At 61.6% G+C, this 16,332-nt stretch carries 14 protein-coding genes; 6 read left to right on the top strand and 8 right to left on the bottom strand.

Translation table 11 applies throughout. From position 1 onward, the window contains the following. Nucleotides 1–35: 35 nt before the first annotated feature. The 8 genes from AB8E48_RS00605 to AB8E48_RS00570 form a co-directional block, all read right to left on the bottom strand. On the bottom strand, nt 36–977 hold the full coding sequence (locus AB8E48_RS00605; RefSeq protein WP_368885399.1) for an inositol monophosphatase family protein: 942 nt from the start codon (nt 975–977) through the stop codon (nt 36–38). Nucleotides 978–1,057: 80 nt separating this feature from the next. Next, on the bottom strand, nt 1,058–2,185 hold the full coding sequence (gene rsgA / locus AB8E48_RS00600) for a ribosome small subunit-dependent GTPase A (RefSeq protein WP_368885398.1): 1,128 nt from the start codon (nt 2,183–2,185) through the stop codon (nt 1,058–1,060). Next, a complete protein-coding gene (gene aroA / locus AB8E48_RS00595; RefSeq protein ID WP_368885397.1) occupies nt 2,186–3,667 on the bottom strand; it encodes a 3-phosphoshikimate 1-carboxyvinyltransferase in 1,482 nt (493 codons plus the stop codon). Between the two features lie 229 nt (nt 3,668–3,896). Further along, nucleotides 3,897–4,211: a mycothiol system anti-sigma-R factor gene (gene rsrA / locus AB8E48_RS00590; RefSeq protein ID WP_368885396.1), complete on the bottom strand. Its 315-nt coding sequence runs from the start codon at nt 4,209–4,211 to the stop codon at nt 3,897–3,899. 86 nt (nt 4,212–4,297) lie between these two features. Then, nucleotides 4,298–5,035: a sigma-70 family RNA polymerase sigma factor gene (locus tag AB8E48_RS00585; RefSeq protein WP_368885395.1), complete on the bottom strand. Its 738-nt coding sequence runs from the start codon at nt 5,033–5,035 to the stop codon at nt 4,298–4,300. A 157-nt stretch (nt 5,036–5,192) separates the two neighbouring features. Further along, the gene (locus AB8E48_RS09060; RefSeq protein ID WP_095343185.1) at nt 5,193–5,267 is read right to left on the bottom strand and encodes a 50S ribosomal protein bL37; all 75 of its coding nucleotides are present in this window, start codon (nt 5,265–5,267) and stop codon (nt 5,193–5,195) included. 239 nt (nt 5,268–5,506) lie between these two features. Further along, nucleotides 5,507–6,106 (bottom strand): GDSL-type esterase/lipase family protein, encoded by a 600-nt coding sequence (locus AB8E48_RS00575; protein ID WP_005505446.1) that lies wholly within the window; start codon nt 6,104–6,106, stop codon nt 5,507–5,509. A 219-nt stretch (nt 6,107–6,325) separates the two neighbouring features. Next, entirely contained in the window at nt 6,326–10,003 is a 3,678-nt protein-coding gene (locus tag AB8E48_RS00570) for a multifunctional oxoglutarate decarboxylase/oxoglutarate dehydrogenase thiamine pyrophosphate-binding subunit/dihydrolipoyllysine-residue succinyltransferase subunit (protein WP_368885393.1), read from the bottom strand. A 411-nt stretch (nt 10,004–10,414) separates the two neighbouring features. Between AB8E48_RS00570 and AB8E48_RS00565 the strand changes: the two genes are divergently transcribed. The 6 genes from AB8E48_RS00565 to AB8E48_RS00540 all read left to right on the top strand — a co-directional run bounded on the left by AB8E48_RS00565 (nt 10,415) and on the right by AB8E48_RS00540 (nt 16,184). Next, nucleotides 10,415–10,615 (top strand): hypothetical protein, encoded by a 201-nt coding sequence (locus tag AB8E48_RS00565; protein ID WP_368885392.1) that lies wholly within the window; start codon nt 10,415–10,417, stop codon nt 10,613–10,615. Continuing rightward, nucleotides 10,606–11,940, top strand: a complete 1,335-nt coding sequence (locus tag AB8E48_RS00560; RefSeq protein WP_368885391.1) for a hemolysin family protein — start codon at nt 10,606–10,608, stop codon at nt 11,938–11,940. The genes AB8E48_RS00565 and AB8E48_RS00560 overlap by 10 nt, the downstream gene beginning before the upstream one ends. Next, complete coding sequence (locus AB8E48_RS00555; RefSeq protein WP_368885390.1) at nt 11,937–13,043, top strand: hemolysin family protein; 1,107 nt, start codon at nt 11,937–11,939, stop codon at nt 13,041–13,043. The genes AB8E48_RS00560 and AB8E48_RS00555 overlap by 4 nt, the downstream gene beginning before the upstream one ends. A 319-nt stretch (nt 13,044–13,362) precedes the next feature. Next, a complete protein-coding gene (locus AB8E48_RS00550; RefSeq protein ID WP_368885389.1) occupies nt 13,363–14,367 on the top strand; it encodes a metal ABC transporter solute-binding protein, Zn/Mn family in 1,005 nt (334 codons plus the stop codon). Beyond that, nucleotides 14,368–15,267 (top strand): metal ABC transporter ATP-binding protein, encoded by a 900-nt coding sequence (locus AB8E48_RS00545; protein ID WP_368885388.1) that lies wholly within the window; start codon nt 14,368–14,370, stop codon nt 15,265–15,267. Beyond that, nucleotides 15,264–16,184 (top strand): metal ABC transporter permease, encoded by a 921-nt coding sequence (locus AB8E48_RS00540; RefSeq protein WP_368885387.1) that lies wholly within the window; start codon nt 15,264–15,266, stop codon nt 16,182–16,184. The genes AB8E48_RS00545 and AB8E48_RS00540 overlap by 4 nt, the downstream gene beginning before the upstream one ends. The last annotated feature ends 148 nt before the right edge of the window (nt 16,185–16,332 follow it).

Genomic DNA, 16,332 nt, shown 5'->3' with positions numbered 1-16,332 from the left:
CGCCTGCGCGGGGAGGGGCTAGGGGCAGAGACAGCCTAGGAACGGGGCGCGAGCGCCTCCAGCACCTGCTGCTGAACTGCCGCCGTATTACTTGCCACCAGGGACACCGGCTGCACGCCGGAGACCGAAACACCCGCGTGCTCGGGCAGATCGCCCTCCAAGGTGGAGGCGACGCCGCCAGCCTCACGGATCAGCGGCAGAAGCGCCGCCACCTCGTAGAACGACAGGGACGGATCAACCACAGTATCCACCGCACCCTCAGCGAGCATACACGCCGCCCAGAACGAACCGTACGCGCGGGAACGACCAACGGACCCCAGAAGCTGTACAAGCTCGCCAGAGCGGTCCACAGCGCCTTCATAGGCAGCTTGCCAGGACGCGAGGTCGGTGTATGCGGCAGATAGCTGATCCAGCTGAGTCAGCGAAGACACCTCAAGACGAGTAGCCTGCGCCAAGGACTTACCCGTGTACGCGCCCGAACCGCGAGCCGCCCACCAACGGCGACCCAGCGCGGGCGCAGACACCACACCCACCACCGGCTCACCCTGATCCAGCAGAGCAATCAGAGTCGCCCACACCGGCACGCCGCGGCGAAAATTATCCAGCTCAGCAATCGGCGCAATCACCCACTGGCGCGACGCCTGACCGTTATAGCCGGCATGCTCACCGGCAATACCGTCACGAGTACGCACACGCGACAGCTGAGCGCGCAGAAGCTCCTCAACCTCCTGAGCCACACCCGAAGCGTAATCGGCAGGCTCCGGCTCCTGTACTTCCGGTTCTGCGGGCTGTTGAGTAGCCTGCTGCCAGGGTGCCAACGGTGCCGCAGCGGGTGCCGCCTCCGCGGGCTCTAGTACCTCGGATGCGGGGGAGAAGACCGGGCGGTCACGAAAACGCATAGCGCTCACACGATCGACGCTATCGGCAAGAATATGCGCAAGACGCAAATCGTCGGTGTACTGCTGGGGACGGCTCATAGTAATGCTCTTCTTCAGTATCGGTGATGTAGTCAGCAAAAATGTGTGTGCGGGAGGGGCAGAGAACCCCGCAGAGAACCCTAGACGAGAGCGCCCAGTTCCTTCTCCGAATCGCCCTCTTCAGGAGTCAGCAACAGCAGCTTACGCAGCGACTCCAGGCGGGCGGGACCGCTCTCACCGGCGTGACCGGCGGCAACGTACGCCTCTATGCCGCACTCGGGAGCCTGCGCCGCGTGAGTACACGCCTTCGGGCAGTCCGCCGCACCGGGCGCCAGATCCACGAACGCCTCCACCACGGTCTCCGGGGGCACATGCGCCAGACCGAACGAACGAATACCCGGGGTATCAATAATCCAGGTGCCCGGCTCCATCGGCTCGCCATTAGCATTCACCGGACGCAATGCCAACGCCGACGAGGAGGTGTGGCGGCCACGGCCCGTCACCGCGTTCACGTGGCCGGTCGCACGCTCGGAGCCGGTCAGCGCGTTCACCAGGGTCGACTTACCCACGCCCGAGTGGCCCAGAAGCACCGACACCTGACCCAGCAGCTCCTGCAGAAGCTCCTGAACAGGCGCAGACTCCAAACCCTTCGCGCCCTCCTGGCTCGGCGCCAAACCATCCGAAGACGAAGACAGCACAATCTTCAAACCGCTTGCCGCATAGTAATCCAGCAGGTTCTGCGGGTACCGCACATCGGTCTTGGTGATGCACAGAATCGGCTCAATACCGGCATCAAACGCCGCCACCACGGCACGGTCAATGAAGCCGGTACGCGGCTCCGGGTTCGCCGCAGCAACCACAATCACCAGCTGCTGAGCGTTCGCCACAACCACGCGCTCCGACGGGTCGGTATCGTCGGCGCTACGGCGCAGAACGGAGGTGCGCTCGCCCAGACGCACAATGCGCGCCAGGGTATCCTTCGCGCCGGAGGTGTCACCCACCAGGTCCACAAAGTCGCCGGTCACAATGGCGGTTCGGCGCAGCTCCTTAGCGCGCGCCGCAATGAGGGTACGCTCATTCTCGGTGCCCTCATCAACGACGACCGACCAGCGGCCGCGGTCCACCGTAATGACCCTGCCACGAATCGCTTCCTTGAAGGTCGGGCGGTCCTTCGTGCGGGGGCGGGAGCCCTTCTTGTTCGGGCGCACGCGCACATCCGACTCATCCCATTCGGAGAAATCGCGCACGTTCATGCGGGAAGAACCCATTTAGAAGACCTCCTGGTCGGCGGTAGCATCAGCGGTGGAGGCGCCGGTCTGCCATTGCGCCAGCATGTCCTCCCACATCGCGGTAAATTCGGGCATGGTCTTCGCGACGGTGGCAACGTTCTGCACCACCAGGTTGCCGCGGCGCAGACCAATAATCGCCGCGAAGGTTGCCATGCGGTGATCGTCGTAGGTGCGCGCCAGAACCTGCTCAGCCTCAGTGTCAGCGGGGATGGGCGCCTCAATCACCAGCGAGTCGGCGGTGTCGTGGGCGGCACCTCCCAGACGGTTAATCTCGGCGGCGAGCGCTGCGAGGCGGTCCGTCTCATGACCGCGCAGATGCGCAATACCGGTCAGCTCAACGCGGCCCTTCACGAAGGCGCAGGCGGCCGCCATGGTCGGCGCCAGCTCGCCACCGGCAGACAGGTCAAAGGAGAAATCACCCTCGGGAAGCTGCGCCGGACCGGTCACGGTCAGACGGCCCTCAGCGTAGCTCACCCGAGCGCCCAGCGCGGGCAGAAGCTCACGCCACATATCGCCTACCTGGGTCGTGCCCGGCGAAGAATCAGCCGCGGGTGCAGGCCAGTGGGGAATAGTCACCGACTCGCCGGTCACCACCGCGGCGGCAAGGAACGGACCGGCGTTCGACAGGTCCGGCTCAATGGTCATCTCAAAGCCGGGGAAGGAACCGGGGTGAACCGTCCAGCGGTACTCGCCGCCCGCTGCTTCGTTGCCTTGGTTCGGGTAGTGTTCCTGCACCCGGATACCCATCTGGCGCAGCGCCTCCACGGTCATCTGAATGTGCGGGATGGACGGCACCGAAGAGCCCTCGTGCACCAGCACCATGCCCTGCGGAAGGCGAGGCGCCATCAGCAGCAGAGCCGAAACGAACTGAGAAGACGTAGAGGCATCAATACGAACCACGGGCGCCTCAGAGGCACCCTCAGCGGAAGCCAGACCGGGGGAACGTAGTACGAAGGGCAGAGCGTTCTCGCCCTGCTCACAATCCACCTGCACGCCCAGCTGACGCAGACCCTCCAGAACCGGGCCCATCGGACGCTGACGGGCGTGCGGGTCACCGTCAAAGGCGAACTCGCCCGGCAGCAGTGCCGCCAGGGCGGGCACAAAACGCATTACGGTACCGGCAAGACCGCACTCAATCGACACAGCACGCGGCTGTGCCTGCGCAAAGTCGAGGGGAATGACCTTCACATCCGGACCGAACGGCGAATCGGTCGGCACCAGCTCTATGCCCGCACCCAGCTGACGCAGCGCCTCAATCATCAGCGCAGAATCGCGCGAATGCAGCGGCGCACGCAAATACGAGGGGGAATCAGCCAGAGCGGCAAGCAGCAGGTAGCGGTTCGTGAGCGACTTAGAACCCGGAATATGCACCAGCGCGTTCTTGCCAGCGGCTTCGCTGGAGGCGGGTGCCAGGGGAGCGGGCCAATCACCGGGGGAAAGCTGCACTGCTGCGTCGCTCATATGTCCTCTTCTGGGTCGAATCACGGGGAGGCGCAGGCTGTGGTGCGCTGCGCCGGTTGACGTCTACCCCTATTCTACCGGTTGAGGGTTTGCGAGCCGCTGAGGGCTCTAGCGGTGAGATAGGCAGCGCACACCAGGTAGCGCGAACCAAAGCAACACGCAGAAAGGCGGCGCACCGTCATTGGTGCACCGCCTTTATGCGTACAGGAGCATTATGAGTTCGCGTTGCTTAGCGATTCGCCTCGGCGCAGAACTTCTGCACATCCTGCAGCAGGCGAGCTTTCAACTGTTCAGGAGCCTGCTGAACGCACGAAGAACGCATCTTCTCACGCACCATCAGCTCAAAATCCTTCACATCCGCGCACTCGGGGCAGGCATTCAGATGCGCCTGAATGGTGCGCAGCTGCTCGGGGCTCAGCTCCTGGTCAAGGAACTCGTAGAGGTGCTTGAGGGTTGCAGAGCAGGGCTGACCGCCGCAATCCTCCAGCGGCTCAGAAGCTGCGGGGGCTTCGGGGGCAGAAGAATTCTTGTCTGTGGTTGACATCGGGGTTCCTTTCACACGGAAGGTATAAAGCGTTAGGGGAGTGTAGCCTCAGGCTCTGGGGCTAACTCACGTGTAGAAGAGCGAAGCTAAGAAGCCGCAGGCGCCTCAGAAGGAGGGCCTGCCGGCGGGGACTTTACGCCCCTGGCTGCCTTAGTGCCCTTGGCCGCCTTTGCCGGCTGCCCCTTAGCGCTCGCCTTCGCGGCCTTCGCCTCAGCCTTCGCTTCTACCTTCGCGATAGTCGAAGGGCGCAGACCGTTCTCACGCGCATAATCGAGCAACTTCTCACGCAGAATACGGCGGCCACGGTGCAGACGAGACATCACCGTGCCCAGCGGAATATCCAGAATCTCCGCAATATCCTTGTACGCGAAACCCTCCACATCGGAGTAGTACACCACCATGCGGAAATCCTCAGACAGCTCATTCAGAGCCTCACGAACCTCCGTGCTCGGCAGGGCGCTCAGCGCCTCCGCCTCGGCAGAACGCAGACCCACCGCATCATGCTCACCCGCCTGAGCCAGCTGCCAATCCTCCACCGTCTCACCCTGAGACTGCTGCGGCTCACGCTGACGTTTACGGTACAGATTGATGTACGTATTCGTCAGGATGCGGTACAGCCACGCCTTCAGGTTCGTACCCTCGGTGAACTGGTGGTACGAGGCGAACGCCTTCATGTAGGTTTCCTGAACCAGGTCTTCAGCATCGGCAGAGTTGCGGCTCATCCGCAGGGCGGCAGCGTAGAGCTGATCCACATACTGCATAGCGTCCGCGGTAAAGCGTTCGCGCAGCTCGCGGGTATCCGCCGCGGTGTTGGTTTCAGCCATGTTCTCTCCTCTACAGGAACGCGCTAGGCGTTCACTGTCATAACGTAGAATTCTTCTCTTTATTCCGCAGGCTGCTCAGCGGACCTGCGGGTAAAGCAAAACCCCGGGTCCGAATAATATCCGAAACGCCGGGGTTTTAAAGTGTATGCAAGATACCTTATGCGTTGGGGCGCTTACCGTGGTTTGCGCCGCCCTTACGACGGTCCTTGCGCTTACGACCGCGCTTGCTCATCAGAGCCTCCTTATAGTGTTCATGGATGCGCGCCCCACCTTCGCGGTGCACGCTCCCTATTACCTGCCCTAGCAGAGGCGGTCACCGAAACCGGTGCTCCACGCTATAAGGGCAACGCCGTCTATTTTTTCATAGAAACGGCATGATTGCATCTTGGAACCGGGATATGAGCGAAAAAACACGAACTTTCTTCGCGTCTTTTCGCTCTTCCGACCAGGTCCGACTAGGGGAACAGGCTCTTAGCCGTGCTCAGGAATGTTCAGCCAGTTGTACCAGCCGCGGTGCAGAACCAGCCACGCCATCAGACCGTAACCGGACTGACCGGGACGACCGTCATTAGCGGCAAGGTCGTTGCGCCACTGCTCGTGGTGCAGCAGCGGGTTGAAGGTGTCCACGTACACGTGGTTACGACGGGTTACCACATCCGCGTACGCTGCCGACAGGTCAGCGATACGGCGGTTACGCTCAGCGTCCAGGGTCGGCGGGGGACCAACGACCAGAACCTTAATATTGTTCTGCGACGCCATGTCCACAATGTTCGCCAGGTTCAAACGCGAACGTGCGCTGGTCAGACCCAAGTCAATGTCAAAGGTCGACGGAGCAATAATGAGGCGGTTATCAGCACCGGGAACGAAGCGGCGGCGCGCCTCCTCGAACCAGCGTGCGTTCAGCTGCTCGCTACCTTCATTGGGTGCGGCAAGGTTATATGCCGCGATGGATGCGGTGGTCTGCGGGGTGCGCGCCATAACACGGCCAAACCAGCCGAGAGTACGGGGATCGCCAACACCGGCGAGCAGGTCATCGCCGACTGCCACAATTCGAATATTGCGTTGCTCCACGGAATTCTTTCTTCTGCAGTATGCGCCCGCCGTGAGAGGCGGCAAGGCACGTGAGTAATAGTCTTTATATCTAGGATAAGCGCTTACCGGCCTCTTTTCGAACTTAATACCCTCTCCGGCAAGCATCCGAGACTAAAAAACCGTCTCCCCACCAGAAACATCTGACGGGGAGACGGTTTTTGAACAGCTAAATCCTTAGCCGGCTAGCCGTAGAAGACCTTAGCCTTCGAAGACCTGGTTGAACAGCGCCTCAGCCTCAGCAGCGTGCAGCTTACCGGTACCAGCAGCCGGGGAAGCAGCAGCAGCACGGGAAGCCAGACGCACACGGCGGTCAAGCAGCGGCAGCAGGTTCACAGCCATGAACGGCCACTGACCCTGGTTAGCAGGCTCGTCCTGAGCCCACACAACGTCGGTAGCGTTCGAGTACAGAGCCAGCTGCTCCTTAATCTCGTGCTCGGGCAGCGGGTACAGCTGCTCCACCGAGACAATAGCGGTCTTGGTGTCGCCGCGGCGCTCGCGCTCCGCCTCCAGATCGTAGTAGAGACGGCCGGACACGAAGACCAGACGCTCAACCTGAGCCGGGTTAATACCCGAACGGTCACCAATCACCGGCTGGAACGAACCCTCGGTGAAGTCCTCGATGGAGGACGCAGCAGCCTTCAGACGCAGCAGCTGCTTGGGGCTGATAACCACCAGCGGCTTGTACGGACGGTGCTGAGCGTGGCGACGCAGCAGGTGGAAGTGCGAAGCCGGAGTCGACGGGCAAGCCACGGTCATGTTGTTCTCAGCGCACAGCTGCAGGTAACGTTCAACACGAGCCGAGGAGTGGTCAGGACCCTGACCCTCGTAGCCGTGAGGAAGCAGCATAACCAGCGAGGAGCGCTGGCCCCACTTCTGCTCGGAGGAAGACACGAACTCGTCAATGATGGTCTGGGCACCGTTCGCGAAGTCACCGAACTGAGCCTCCCACACCACGAGCGAGTCGGGGCGCTCCACCGAGTAGCCGTACTCGAAGCCGAGAACGCCGTACTCAGAGAGGAAGGAGTTGTAGATACGGAACTTACCCTGATCCTCAGAGAGGTGCTCCAGCGGCGACCACTCTTCGTCAGTCAGGTGATCGTGCAGAACAGCGTGACGCTGAACGAAGGTACCGCGCTGAACATCCTGACCGCTCATACGAACGTCGGTGCCCTCCATCAGCAGCGAACCGAAGGCGAGCAGCTCACCCATACCCCAGTTCACATGACCGCTACGGCCCATCTCAACACGCTGATCCATGAGCTTCTTCAGCTTCTTGTGGATGGTGAAGCCCTCAGGAGCCTTACCGAACGCATCAGCAATGTGCTGGAAGGTCTCCAGAGAGATAGCAGTCTTACCACCGTGAACGACCTCGGTGTTCTGCTGAGCAGCCGGCAGTTCCAGACCGGAAACGTGCGGAGCAGTCGGAGCCGGTGCCGAAGACTGAGTCTCGACGAAGATAGCGTCCAGCTTCGAGTGGTAGGAATCCAGAACCTCGTCTGCCTCCTCCTGGGAGACATCGCCACGGCCGACCAGATCCTGTGCGTACAGGGTGCGGGTCGAGGGCAGTGCGTCAATGTCCTGGTACATCTTCGGCTGGGTCATCGACGGATCATCAGCCTCGTTGTGACCGCGGCGGCGGTAGCAAATCAGGTCAATGACCACGTCGCGGCCGAAGCGCTCGCGGTACTCGAATGCCATGCGTGCGGCACGAACCACAGCATCCGGATCATCAGCGTTGACGTGGAAGACCGGAGCCTTAGTCATGCGCGCAATGTCGGTAGCGTGGGTTGCGGTGCGGCCGTCGTTCGGCAGGGTGGTGAAGCCAATCTGGTTGTTCACCACAACGTGCAGGGTACCGCCGGTGGTGTAAGCCTTCAGACCAGCCATCTGCAGGGTCTCCATGACAATGCCCTGGCCAGCGAACGCTGCGTCACCGTGAATCAGGATCGGCAGGACCGGGTGGCCCTCAACGCCCTGCTCGCGGTAGACGTCCTGCTTAGCGCGGACAATACCCTCGAGCACGGTGTTTGCAGCCTCAAGGTGCGAGGGGTTAGCAGCCACGTACACCTGGGTCTGCTTGCCAGAATCGGAGGTGAAGACACCCTCGGTACCGAGGTGGTACTTCACGTCACCGGAGCCACCCTCGTAAGGTGCTGCGGTGCCCGAGAACTCACGGAAAATCTGAGCGTAAGACTTACCCGCGATGTTGGTCAGCACGTTCAGGCGACCGCGGTGTGCCATACCAATGGCAACACCCTTCAGGTCCTTGTTAGCAGCCTTGTCCAGAACAGCGTCCAGCAGCGGAATCAGGGACTCGCCGCCCTCCAGGGAGAAGCGCTTCTGACCCAGGTACTTGGTCTGCAGGAAGTTCTCGAAAGCCTCAGCCTCAACCAGCTTGGAGAGAACACGCAACTGCTCCTCGCGGGTCGGCTTAGCAACGCCGCGCTCCAGGCGCTCCTGGAACCATGCGCGAACTTCGGGGTCCTCAGAGTACATGTACTCAACGGACAGGGAACCGGAGTATGCCTCGTGCAGGCGCTCCAGGATGGTGCGCAGAGTCAGACGCTCAGCGCCGCCGAAGCCACCGGTCGGGTAGACGCGGTCCAGATCCCACAGGGTCAGGCCGTAGTTCTCCAGCTTCAGGTCCGGGTGCGAACGCATCTTGTAGCCAACGGGGTTGGTTGCTGCGGTCAGGTGGCCGTGCACGCGGTACGCGTGAATCAGCTGCTGAATACGTGCAACCTTGGAAATCTCGTGAGCGTCATCGACGTGGTTGTCGCGTGCCCAGCGGACCGGCTCGAAGGGAACCTTCAGGTCGCGGAAGATAGCGTCGTAGAAGTCGTCGCCACCGAGCAGGTAGTGCTCAACCAGCTTCAGGAACTCACCGGAACCTGCACCCTGAATGACGCGGTGGTCGTAGGTGCTGGTCAGGGTGATGATCTTGGACAGGCCCTGCTGGGTGATGAGCTTCTCGGACAGGCCGCGGAACTCAGCCGGGTACTCCAGAGCACCCACACCGATGATGGCTGCCTGGCCCTTAGAAAGGCGGGGCACCGAGTGGACGGTACCGATACCACCGGGGTTGGTCAGCGAAACAGTGGTGCCGCGGAAGTCCTCAATGGTCAGCGCGCCGTTACGGCCACGCTTAACGATGTCGTTGTACGCATCCCAGAACTCACGGAAGCTCAGCTGCTCAGCACCCTTAAGGTTCGGAACGACCAGGTTGCGGGAACCGTCGGGGCGGGGCAGGTCAATAGCCAGACCAAAGTTCACGTGTGCGTTGTGGATTGCAACGGGCTTGCCCTTCTCATCCACACCGTAGGTCACGTTCATCGAGGGCATCGCTGCCACTGCGCGAATCACAGCGTAACCAATGATGTGGGTGAAGGAAACCTTGCCGCCGCGGGTGCTTGCCAGGTACTTGTTGATAGCTGCGCGGTTCTCAATGAGCAGCTTTGCGGGGACCGCACGAACGGTGGTTGCGGTGGGGACAGTCAGCGACTCTTCCATGGTCGTGACGACTGCCTTAGCAGGGCCGCGGAGGGGGACAATCTTGTCTTCAGCAGGTTCCACAGTTTCAGCCTTCTTGGTAGCAGCGGGAGGGGTGGGGTTAGCAGGCGCAGCCGCAGGCTTCGGTGCCGCGGGAGCGGGAGTTGCAGCAGGTGCGGCAGGTGCAGCCGGTGCGGCGGGTGCCGCAGCAGGAGCTGCACTAGCGGTACCGGCGCCTCCCAGCGCCTTGTCGATGGTCTCAAAAATGGGCCACCATGAAGGGTCCACGAGGTTCTTGTCCTTCTGGTAACGCTCGTACTGTTCTTCAACGAACCATTCGTTACCGGCAAATTCCTCAGGCACCAGATGTTCTGGCAGATTTGGCACGTTAAACGCCTCTTCCAATTAGTGTGAATTTATCCGTCGCGTCCGGGACTCTCCCCGGCATAGACGACCCGCGTCTTCGAGGGGCGAATCATCACGCTGAGCATGTGCGCATCGCCTATGGTGGTGGCCGTATGTGCGGGGTGTGCACCGTACAAACCTGCCTAGCGTGCCGTGAACGTCGGAGTTCATCCGCTTGCATGGCGGCACACTCATGCTCCTATGTATAAGTGTAAAGAGAATCACGGTGAACTTTCCAGCTCATCGCGCCATATCCGCAATGCAATTTTTCACTGTACGCGGTTCAAACGGTGTTGAGGGTGCGCGCGGCCCACGCGTGTGCCTGTGAGAGGGCGCCCTAAGACGGGGGATAAGGGCGAAACCTTCGCTAAAATATTGGGTATGGATGACCCTTTGAGTAAGACCCTGAATACTAGTCAACGCAGAATACTGCCCGAATACTCGGCGCTCCGTACCGTCATGTTCCGCGCCGCCGCCCGTGAAAACACCCCGCTTTCGAGTGCCCAGCATCTGGACACCTCCCGCGCGGTAGTGCTTCACCAGAACCAAGGCGCCGCACACCAGTCGATGGAGGCGGTGGCTGAGTGGATCTAATCCTCCTGCTCATCGGCCTACTCCTCATCCTGGGAACGGGATTCTTCGTTGCCGTAGAGTTCTCCCTCGTGGCGCTCGAAACCGCCACCGTACAGCAGGCAAAGGACTCCGGCGATAAAGGTGCCGACGCCGTCCTGCGCTGCCTCAAGACGCTCTCTACTCAGCTCTCCAGCTGCCAGATCGGCATCACCATCACCACGCTGCTGACCGGTTACACCCTCGACGCTGCCATCAAGGCGCTCACCACCGGTGCCATCAGCAGTCTGGGCCTGCCCACCAGTGTGACCGACGTGCTCACCCTGGTGCTCGCGATGCTCATCGCAACCCTGCTCTCCATGGTCGTCGGCGAACTGCTCCCCAAGGGCCTCGCCATTGCCGAACCCTACGACGTGGCACGCCGAGTCGCCCCCGCGCAGCTCGCTTTCACCCGCGTCATGTCCCCGCTCGTGCGCGTCATGAACGGCTCCGCCAACTGGATTCTCGGACGCTTCGGTATGGAAGCCAAAGAAGAACTCTCCGCAGCACGCACCCCCGAGGAGCTCTCCTCCATGGTGCGCCGCTCCGCAGAAGAAGGCACCCTCGACTCCGATGCGGCACGCTTCGTGGACCGCACCCTGCGCTTTTCCGAGCTGACCGCCTCCGAAGTCATGACCCCTCGCGGCCAGGTCGCCATGCTCGAAGACACCGCCCCCGTCACCGAGGTCATCGAACTGGCACGCTCCACCGGCCACTCCCGATTCCCGCTCTACAAGGGCGACCACGACAACATCGTGGGCGTCGTGCACGTGAAGAAGGCCGTCGGCGTGCCCCCGGAAGTTCGAGAAACCCTCGAAGCCGGAGCCCTCGCAGAAGACGTGCTGCAGGTCCCCGAAACCCTGCACCTGGACGCGCTGCTCACCCAGCTGCGCCAGGGTGCCCTGCAGCTCGCCGTGGTCCTCGACGAATACGGCGGAACCGCCGGCATCGCAACCCTCGAAGACCTCGTCGAAGAAATCGTCGGCGAAGTCTCCGACGAACACGACCGCGGTCGCACCGAACGCCCCCTACGCTACGGCAACGGCGACTGGGTGTTCTCCGGCCTGCGCCGCCCCGACGAAATCAACGCCCTCATCCCCGGACTCGAGGTTGAGGAAAGCCCCGAATACGAAACCGTCGGCGGCTTCATGATGGAACGACTCGGCCGCATCCCCGAAGTGGGCGACAGCGTCCCCGTATCCGGCGGTACCCTGCGCGTCGACACCCTCGAAGGCCGCCGCGTAGACCGCATCCGATTCACCCCCGCACCTAGCGCACAGGAACAGACCGAGAAGGGAGGCAACGCATGAACGACTGGGTAGCCATCGCACTGCTCGTCATCCTGCTCGCCGGTAACGCCTTCTTCGTCGCCGGTGAATTCGCCATCATGTCCACCCGACGAGCGCAAATCGACCCGCTCGCCGAAGAAGGCAACAAGCGAGCGCAGACCGTCATCTACGCCCTAGAGAACGTCTCGCTCATGCTCGCCACCTGCCAGCTGGGCATCACCATCTGCTCGCTGCTGATTCTGAACGTCTCAGAGCCGGCGCTGCACCACCTGCTGGAAGTGCCCCTGCACCTGGTTGGCCTGCCTCACGCAATCGTGGACGTCATCGCCTTCGGTGTCACCCTGATTCTGGTCACCTACCTGCACGTGATCTTCGGCGAGATGGTTCCCAAGAACGCCGCCGTGACCCTCGCAGCCCGCGGTGTGGCTCTCTGGATTGTGCCGACCCTGGTGACCTTCTCCAAGATTTTTGCCCCCGTAGTCGCCCTGCTGAACAATCTGTCCAATAAGCTGCTGGCGCTCATGAAGGTCGAAGCGAAGGACGAGGTCGCATCCACCTTCACCCTGGGTGAGTTGCAGACCATCGTGGCAACCTCAACTGCGGAAGGCACCGTGGAAGACGACGCCGGCGTGATTGAAAGCGCCCTCGAGTTCACGGAGAAGGACGTTTCCGAGATCACGGTGCCCGGCGATAAGCTCGTCACCCTGCCCTTCGGCTGTACCCCCGCCGAACTGGAACGTGCCGTGGCACGTAGCGGATACTCCCGCTTCGTCATTACCGACAGCGACGGAACCTACATGGGTTACCTGCACGTAAAGGACGCCCTCGCCATCGCCCCCGAACGGTTCGAGGAGCCCTTCCCCTGGTACAAGCTGCGTTCCCTGGACACGCTCACCCCGACCACCGATATTGACGATGCGCTCGCCTCCATGCAGCGCAGCCGCACCCATATCGCGCAGGTTATGGATGAGCACGGCACCACCCTCGGTGTGGTCTTCCTCGAAGACGTGTTGGAGGAGCTGGTCGGCGAAATCAACGACACCACCCAGGATGCGGTGCGTGAGCGCGTACGTCGCCAGCAGGCGCGTGAAGCCCAGATAATAAGCCCAGTAGCCGCATCGTGAGATACCCCGAATAAAACAGGGAAATCTTGAGGCACACAGCCCGCCCGGTGCCCTCGTCAAGGAGGGCGCGGGGCGGGCTGTTTTACGCCCAAAAACGGTTCAGACGCGCACATGTGGGGCGGCAACAGGCGTCGGTATGAAGTGGTAGCGGGGAAGCGGGACGGGGTTAGCGAAATACCCCTGTTACATAAGCGCCTGAAAAGGGAAATGAGCCCCTCAAGACCACCCAAATGAGACCAATAAAGAGTTGTTTATACGGGTGTGCGCATGATGTAGTTAAGAAACCTACAGACTAGAACGAAACCGAAAGAGAGCCCTCATGTCGCACCCGAAGATCACCCGCAAGCACTTCCTCACCGCAATGGGCTCACTCGCCGCGTCCTCCCTGCTGCTGGCAGGCTGCGCAACCGAGAACAAGACCTCCTCCGGTTCGTCCTCCTCGGCTGGCTCCAACGGCAAGGTGAAGGTTGTCGCCTCCACCGACGTCTACGCAGACATCGCTAAGCAGGTTGGCGGCGACTACGTTGAGGTGACCGCGCTGATTGCCTCCACCAGCACCGACCCCCACTCCTACGAAGCCACCAGCGCCGACCGCCTCAAGGCGAAGGACGCATCCCTGATCGTCATTAACGGTGCAGGCTACGACCTGTTCCTCGAAGACCTCGCGGGCAAGGACAACACCTCCCAGAAGATCGTGAACGCGGTCAAGGTCAGCGGCAAGCTCACCGACGCCGAATACACCCACCTGGTCGAGGACCACCGCGGCGGCGAGCACCACGAAGACGGCGGCGACCACGCCCACGCACACGAGTTCAACGAGCACCTCTGGTACGACTTCGAAACCATGAAGAAGGTCGCCCAGAAGATCGCTGAAGAGCTCGCGGGCCTCGACTCCGCACACGCTGAGGCGTTCCGCACCAACGCATCCACCTTCTCCAAGGAACTGGACGCACTGGACACCACCGCCAAGGCAATCCCCGGCGAGGGCAAGAAGTACCTGTCCACCGAGCCCGTGCCGGACTACCTGATTTCCTCCACCGGCGCAGAGAACGCAACCCCCAGCGAATTCGCTGAGGCGGCAGAAGCCGGCAACGACGTTCCCGCCCTCGTCCTGAAGGAAACCAAGGACATGGTCACCGAGAAGAAGGTCCAGCTGCTCGCCTACAACGAGCAGACCTCCACCTCCCAGACCAACGAGGTGCTGCAGGCAGCTAAGGACGCCTCGGTGAACTACGTATCCTTCACCGAAACCCTGCCGGAAAACACCAACTACCTGGCATGGATGAAGACCAACGTCAGCAACCTCGAAAAGGCGCTCTCCTAAGTGACTGACAACAATAACGGTGCCACCCCCGCGATTTCCATTCGCGGGGGTAGCCTCGCTTTCGGGGCCCGCACCCTCTGGAAAGATCTGACCCTCGACATCGGCGCAGGCGAATACTTTGCCGTGCTCGGACCCAACGGCTCCGGCAAGTCCACCTTCCTCAAAGTGGTTCTCGGCCTGACCGGACTCAACGCCGGCGAAATCTCTGTGCTCGGCAAACCCGCACGCCTGGGCAACGCAGGCGTCGGCTACGTGCCGCAGCAGAAGTCCATCCCCACCTCCACCCCGATGCGCGCCCGCGACCTGGTCGGGCTGGGCGTGGACGGACACCGCTGGGGCATCCGCCTGCACGGCCGCAAATACCGCGCAAAGGTCGACGAACTCCTCGAAGCCGTCGGCGCGACCGAGTACGCGAACGTGCCTGTGGGTCTGCTCTCCGGTGGTGAGCAGCAGCGTCTGCGTATCGCTCAGGCGCTCGCGAACGACCCGAAGATTCTGCTGGCTGACGAGGCGCTACTCTCCCTGGACCTCAACCACCAGTACGCGGTGGCTGAGCTGATTCACCGCTTCAACCGTGAACGCGGTGTGGCGGTGGTGTTCGTGACCCACGAAATCAACCCCATCATCGAGCATGTGGACCGTGTACTCTACCTGGCGAACGGCAGGTTCACGGTCGGCTCGGTGGAGGAGGTCATGACGAGCGAGACCCTCACCTCCCTGTACGGAACCCCGGTGAGCGTGCTCAAATCCAATGGCCGTTACGTGGTGGTGGGCGAGACTCACGCCAGCGACCACTGCCATATTGAGGGCACCGACCAGATTGTTCACGGATCCCACCTGAAGTCTGGCCCGTCCGATACGCAGCGCACCCTACACCTTCCGGGAGGAACCACTCGATGACTCTTCTAGCTTCCCTTCCCGCCCTGGCTCCGGTTGCCGCCGCGCAGAATGATTTGCTCTCCCGCATTTTCGTTTTTGACCGCTACGGCGAGCTGCTGCACATGCTGCAGAACTCCATTTTTGCTGGCGCTGTGCTGGGCCTTATCGGTGGTTTCGTCGGTATTTTCGTGATGATGCGCGACCACGCCTTCGCGGTGCACGGCATCTCTGAAATGTCTTTCGCCGGTGCCGCCCTGGCGCTGCTGCTTGGCTATGACGTGGTGACCGGCTCCATGGTTGGTTCGATTGCCTCGGCGCTGCTGATTGCTTTTCTGGGTTCTAAGGCGAGCAACTCGAACTCGGTGATTGGTGCACTCATGCCGTTCGGCTTGGGTCTGGGTATTCTCTTCCTGTCCCTGTACCAGGGTCGTAGCGCGAATAAGTTCGGTCTGCTGACCGGTCAGATTGTGTCCGTGGATGCCGACCAGCTGCACACCATGATTATGGGTGCGGTGGTTATTATTTCCCTGCTGGTGATGGTGTGGCGCCCGTTGAGCTTCGCCTCTTTGGACCCGGAGGTTGCCCGCGCTAAGGGCGTGCCGATGCGCTTCCTCTCCCTGGTGTTCATGGTGATCCTGGGCATTGCTGTGGCGCTGTCGGTGCAGGTGGTCGGTTCGCTGCTGGTGCTGGCTCTGCTGATTACTCCGGCGGCTGCGGCGATGCAGGTGACTGCTTCTCCGGTACGTACCCTGATCCTGTCGGTGCTGTTTGCGGAGGCGTCCATTGTGGGCGGTATTCTGCTGGCTCTTGCCGGTTCGCTGCCGATTAGCCCCTACGTGACCAGCATTTCCTTCCTGATTTACGTGGTGTGCCGTGTGATTGGTGGCGTGAAGCGCCGCCACAGCGCGTCGGGTCGCCAGCTGACTGAGAAGGCATAAACCGCTTAGGAGGGCTTACAGCCCCTGCTGACGGGTAATCCTTAAAGTAAGAGCCCCACCTCGTTCCCGAGGTGGGGCTCTTTACTGTCGTGCTGTGTTCGCGCTATGGATTATGCACCCGGTGCGCGAGGCGGGCTCAACCTGTTCG

Source organism: Rothia mucilaginosa (assembly GCF_964211445.1).
Classification (GTDB): Bacteria; Actinomycetota; Actinomycetes; order Actinomycetales; family Micrococcaceae; genus Rothia; species Rothia mucilaginosa_E.
The sequence above is the reverse complement of the archived record's forward strand: the minus strand, read 5'-3'. Positions and strand labels throughout refer to the sequence as shown.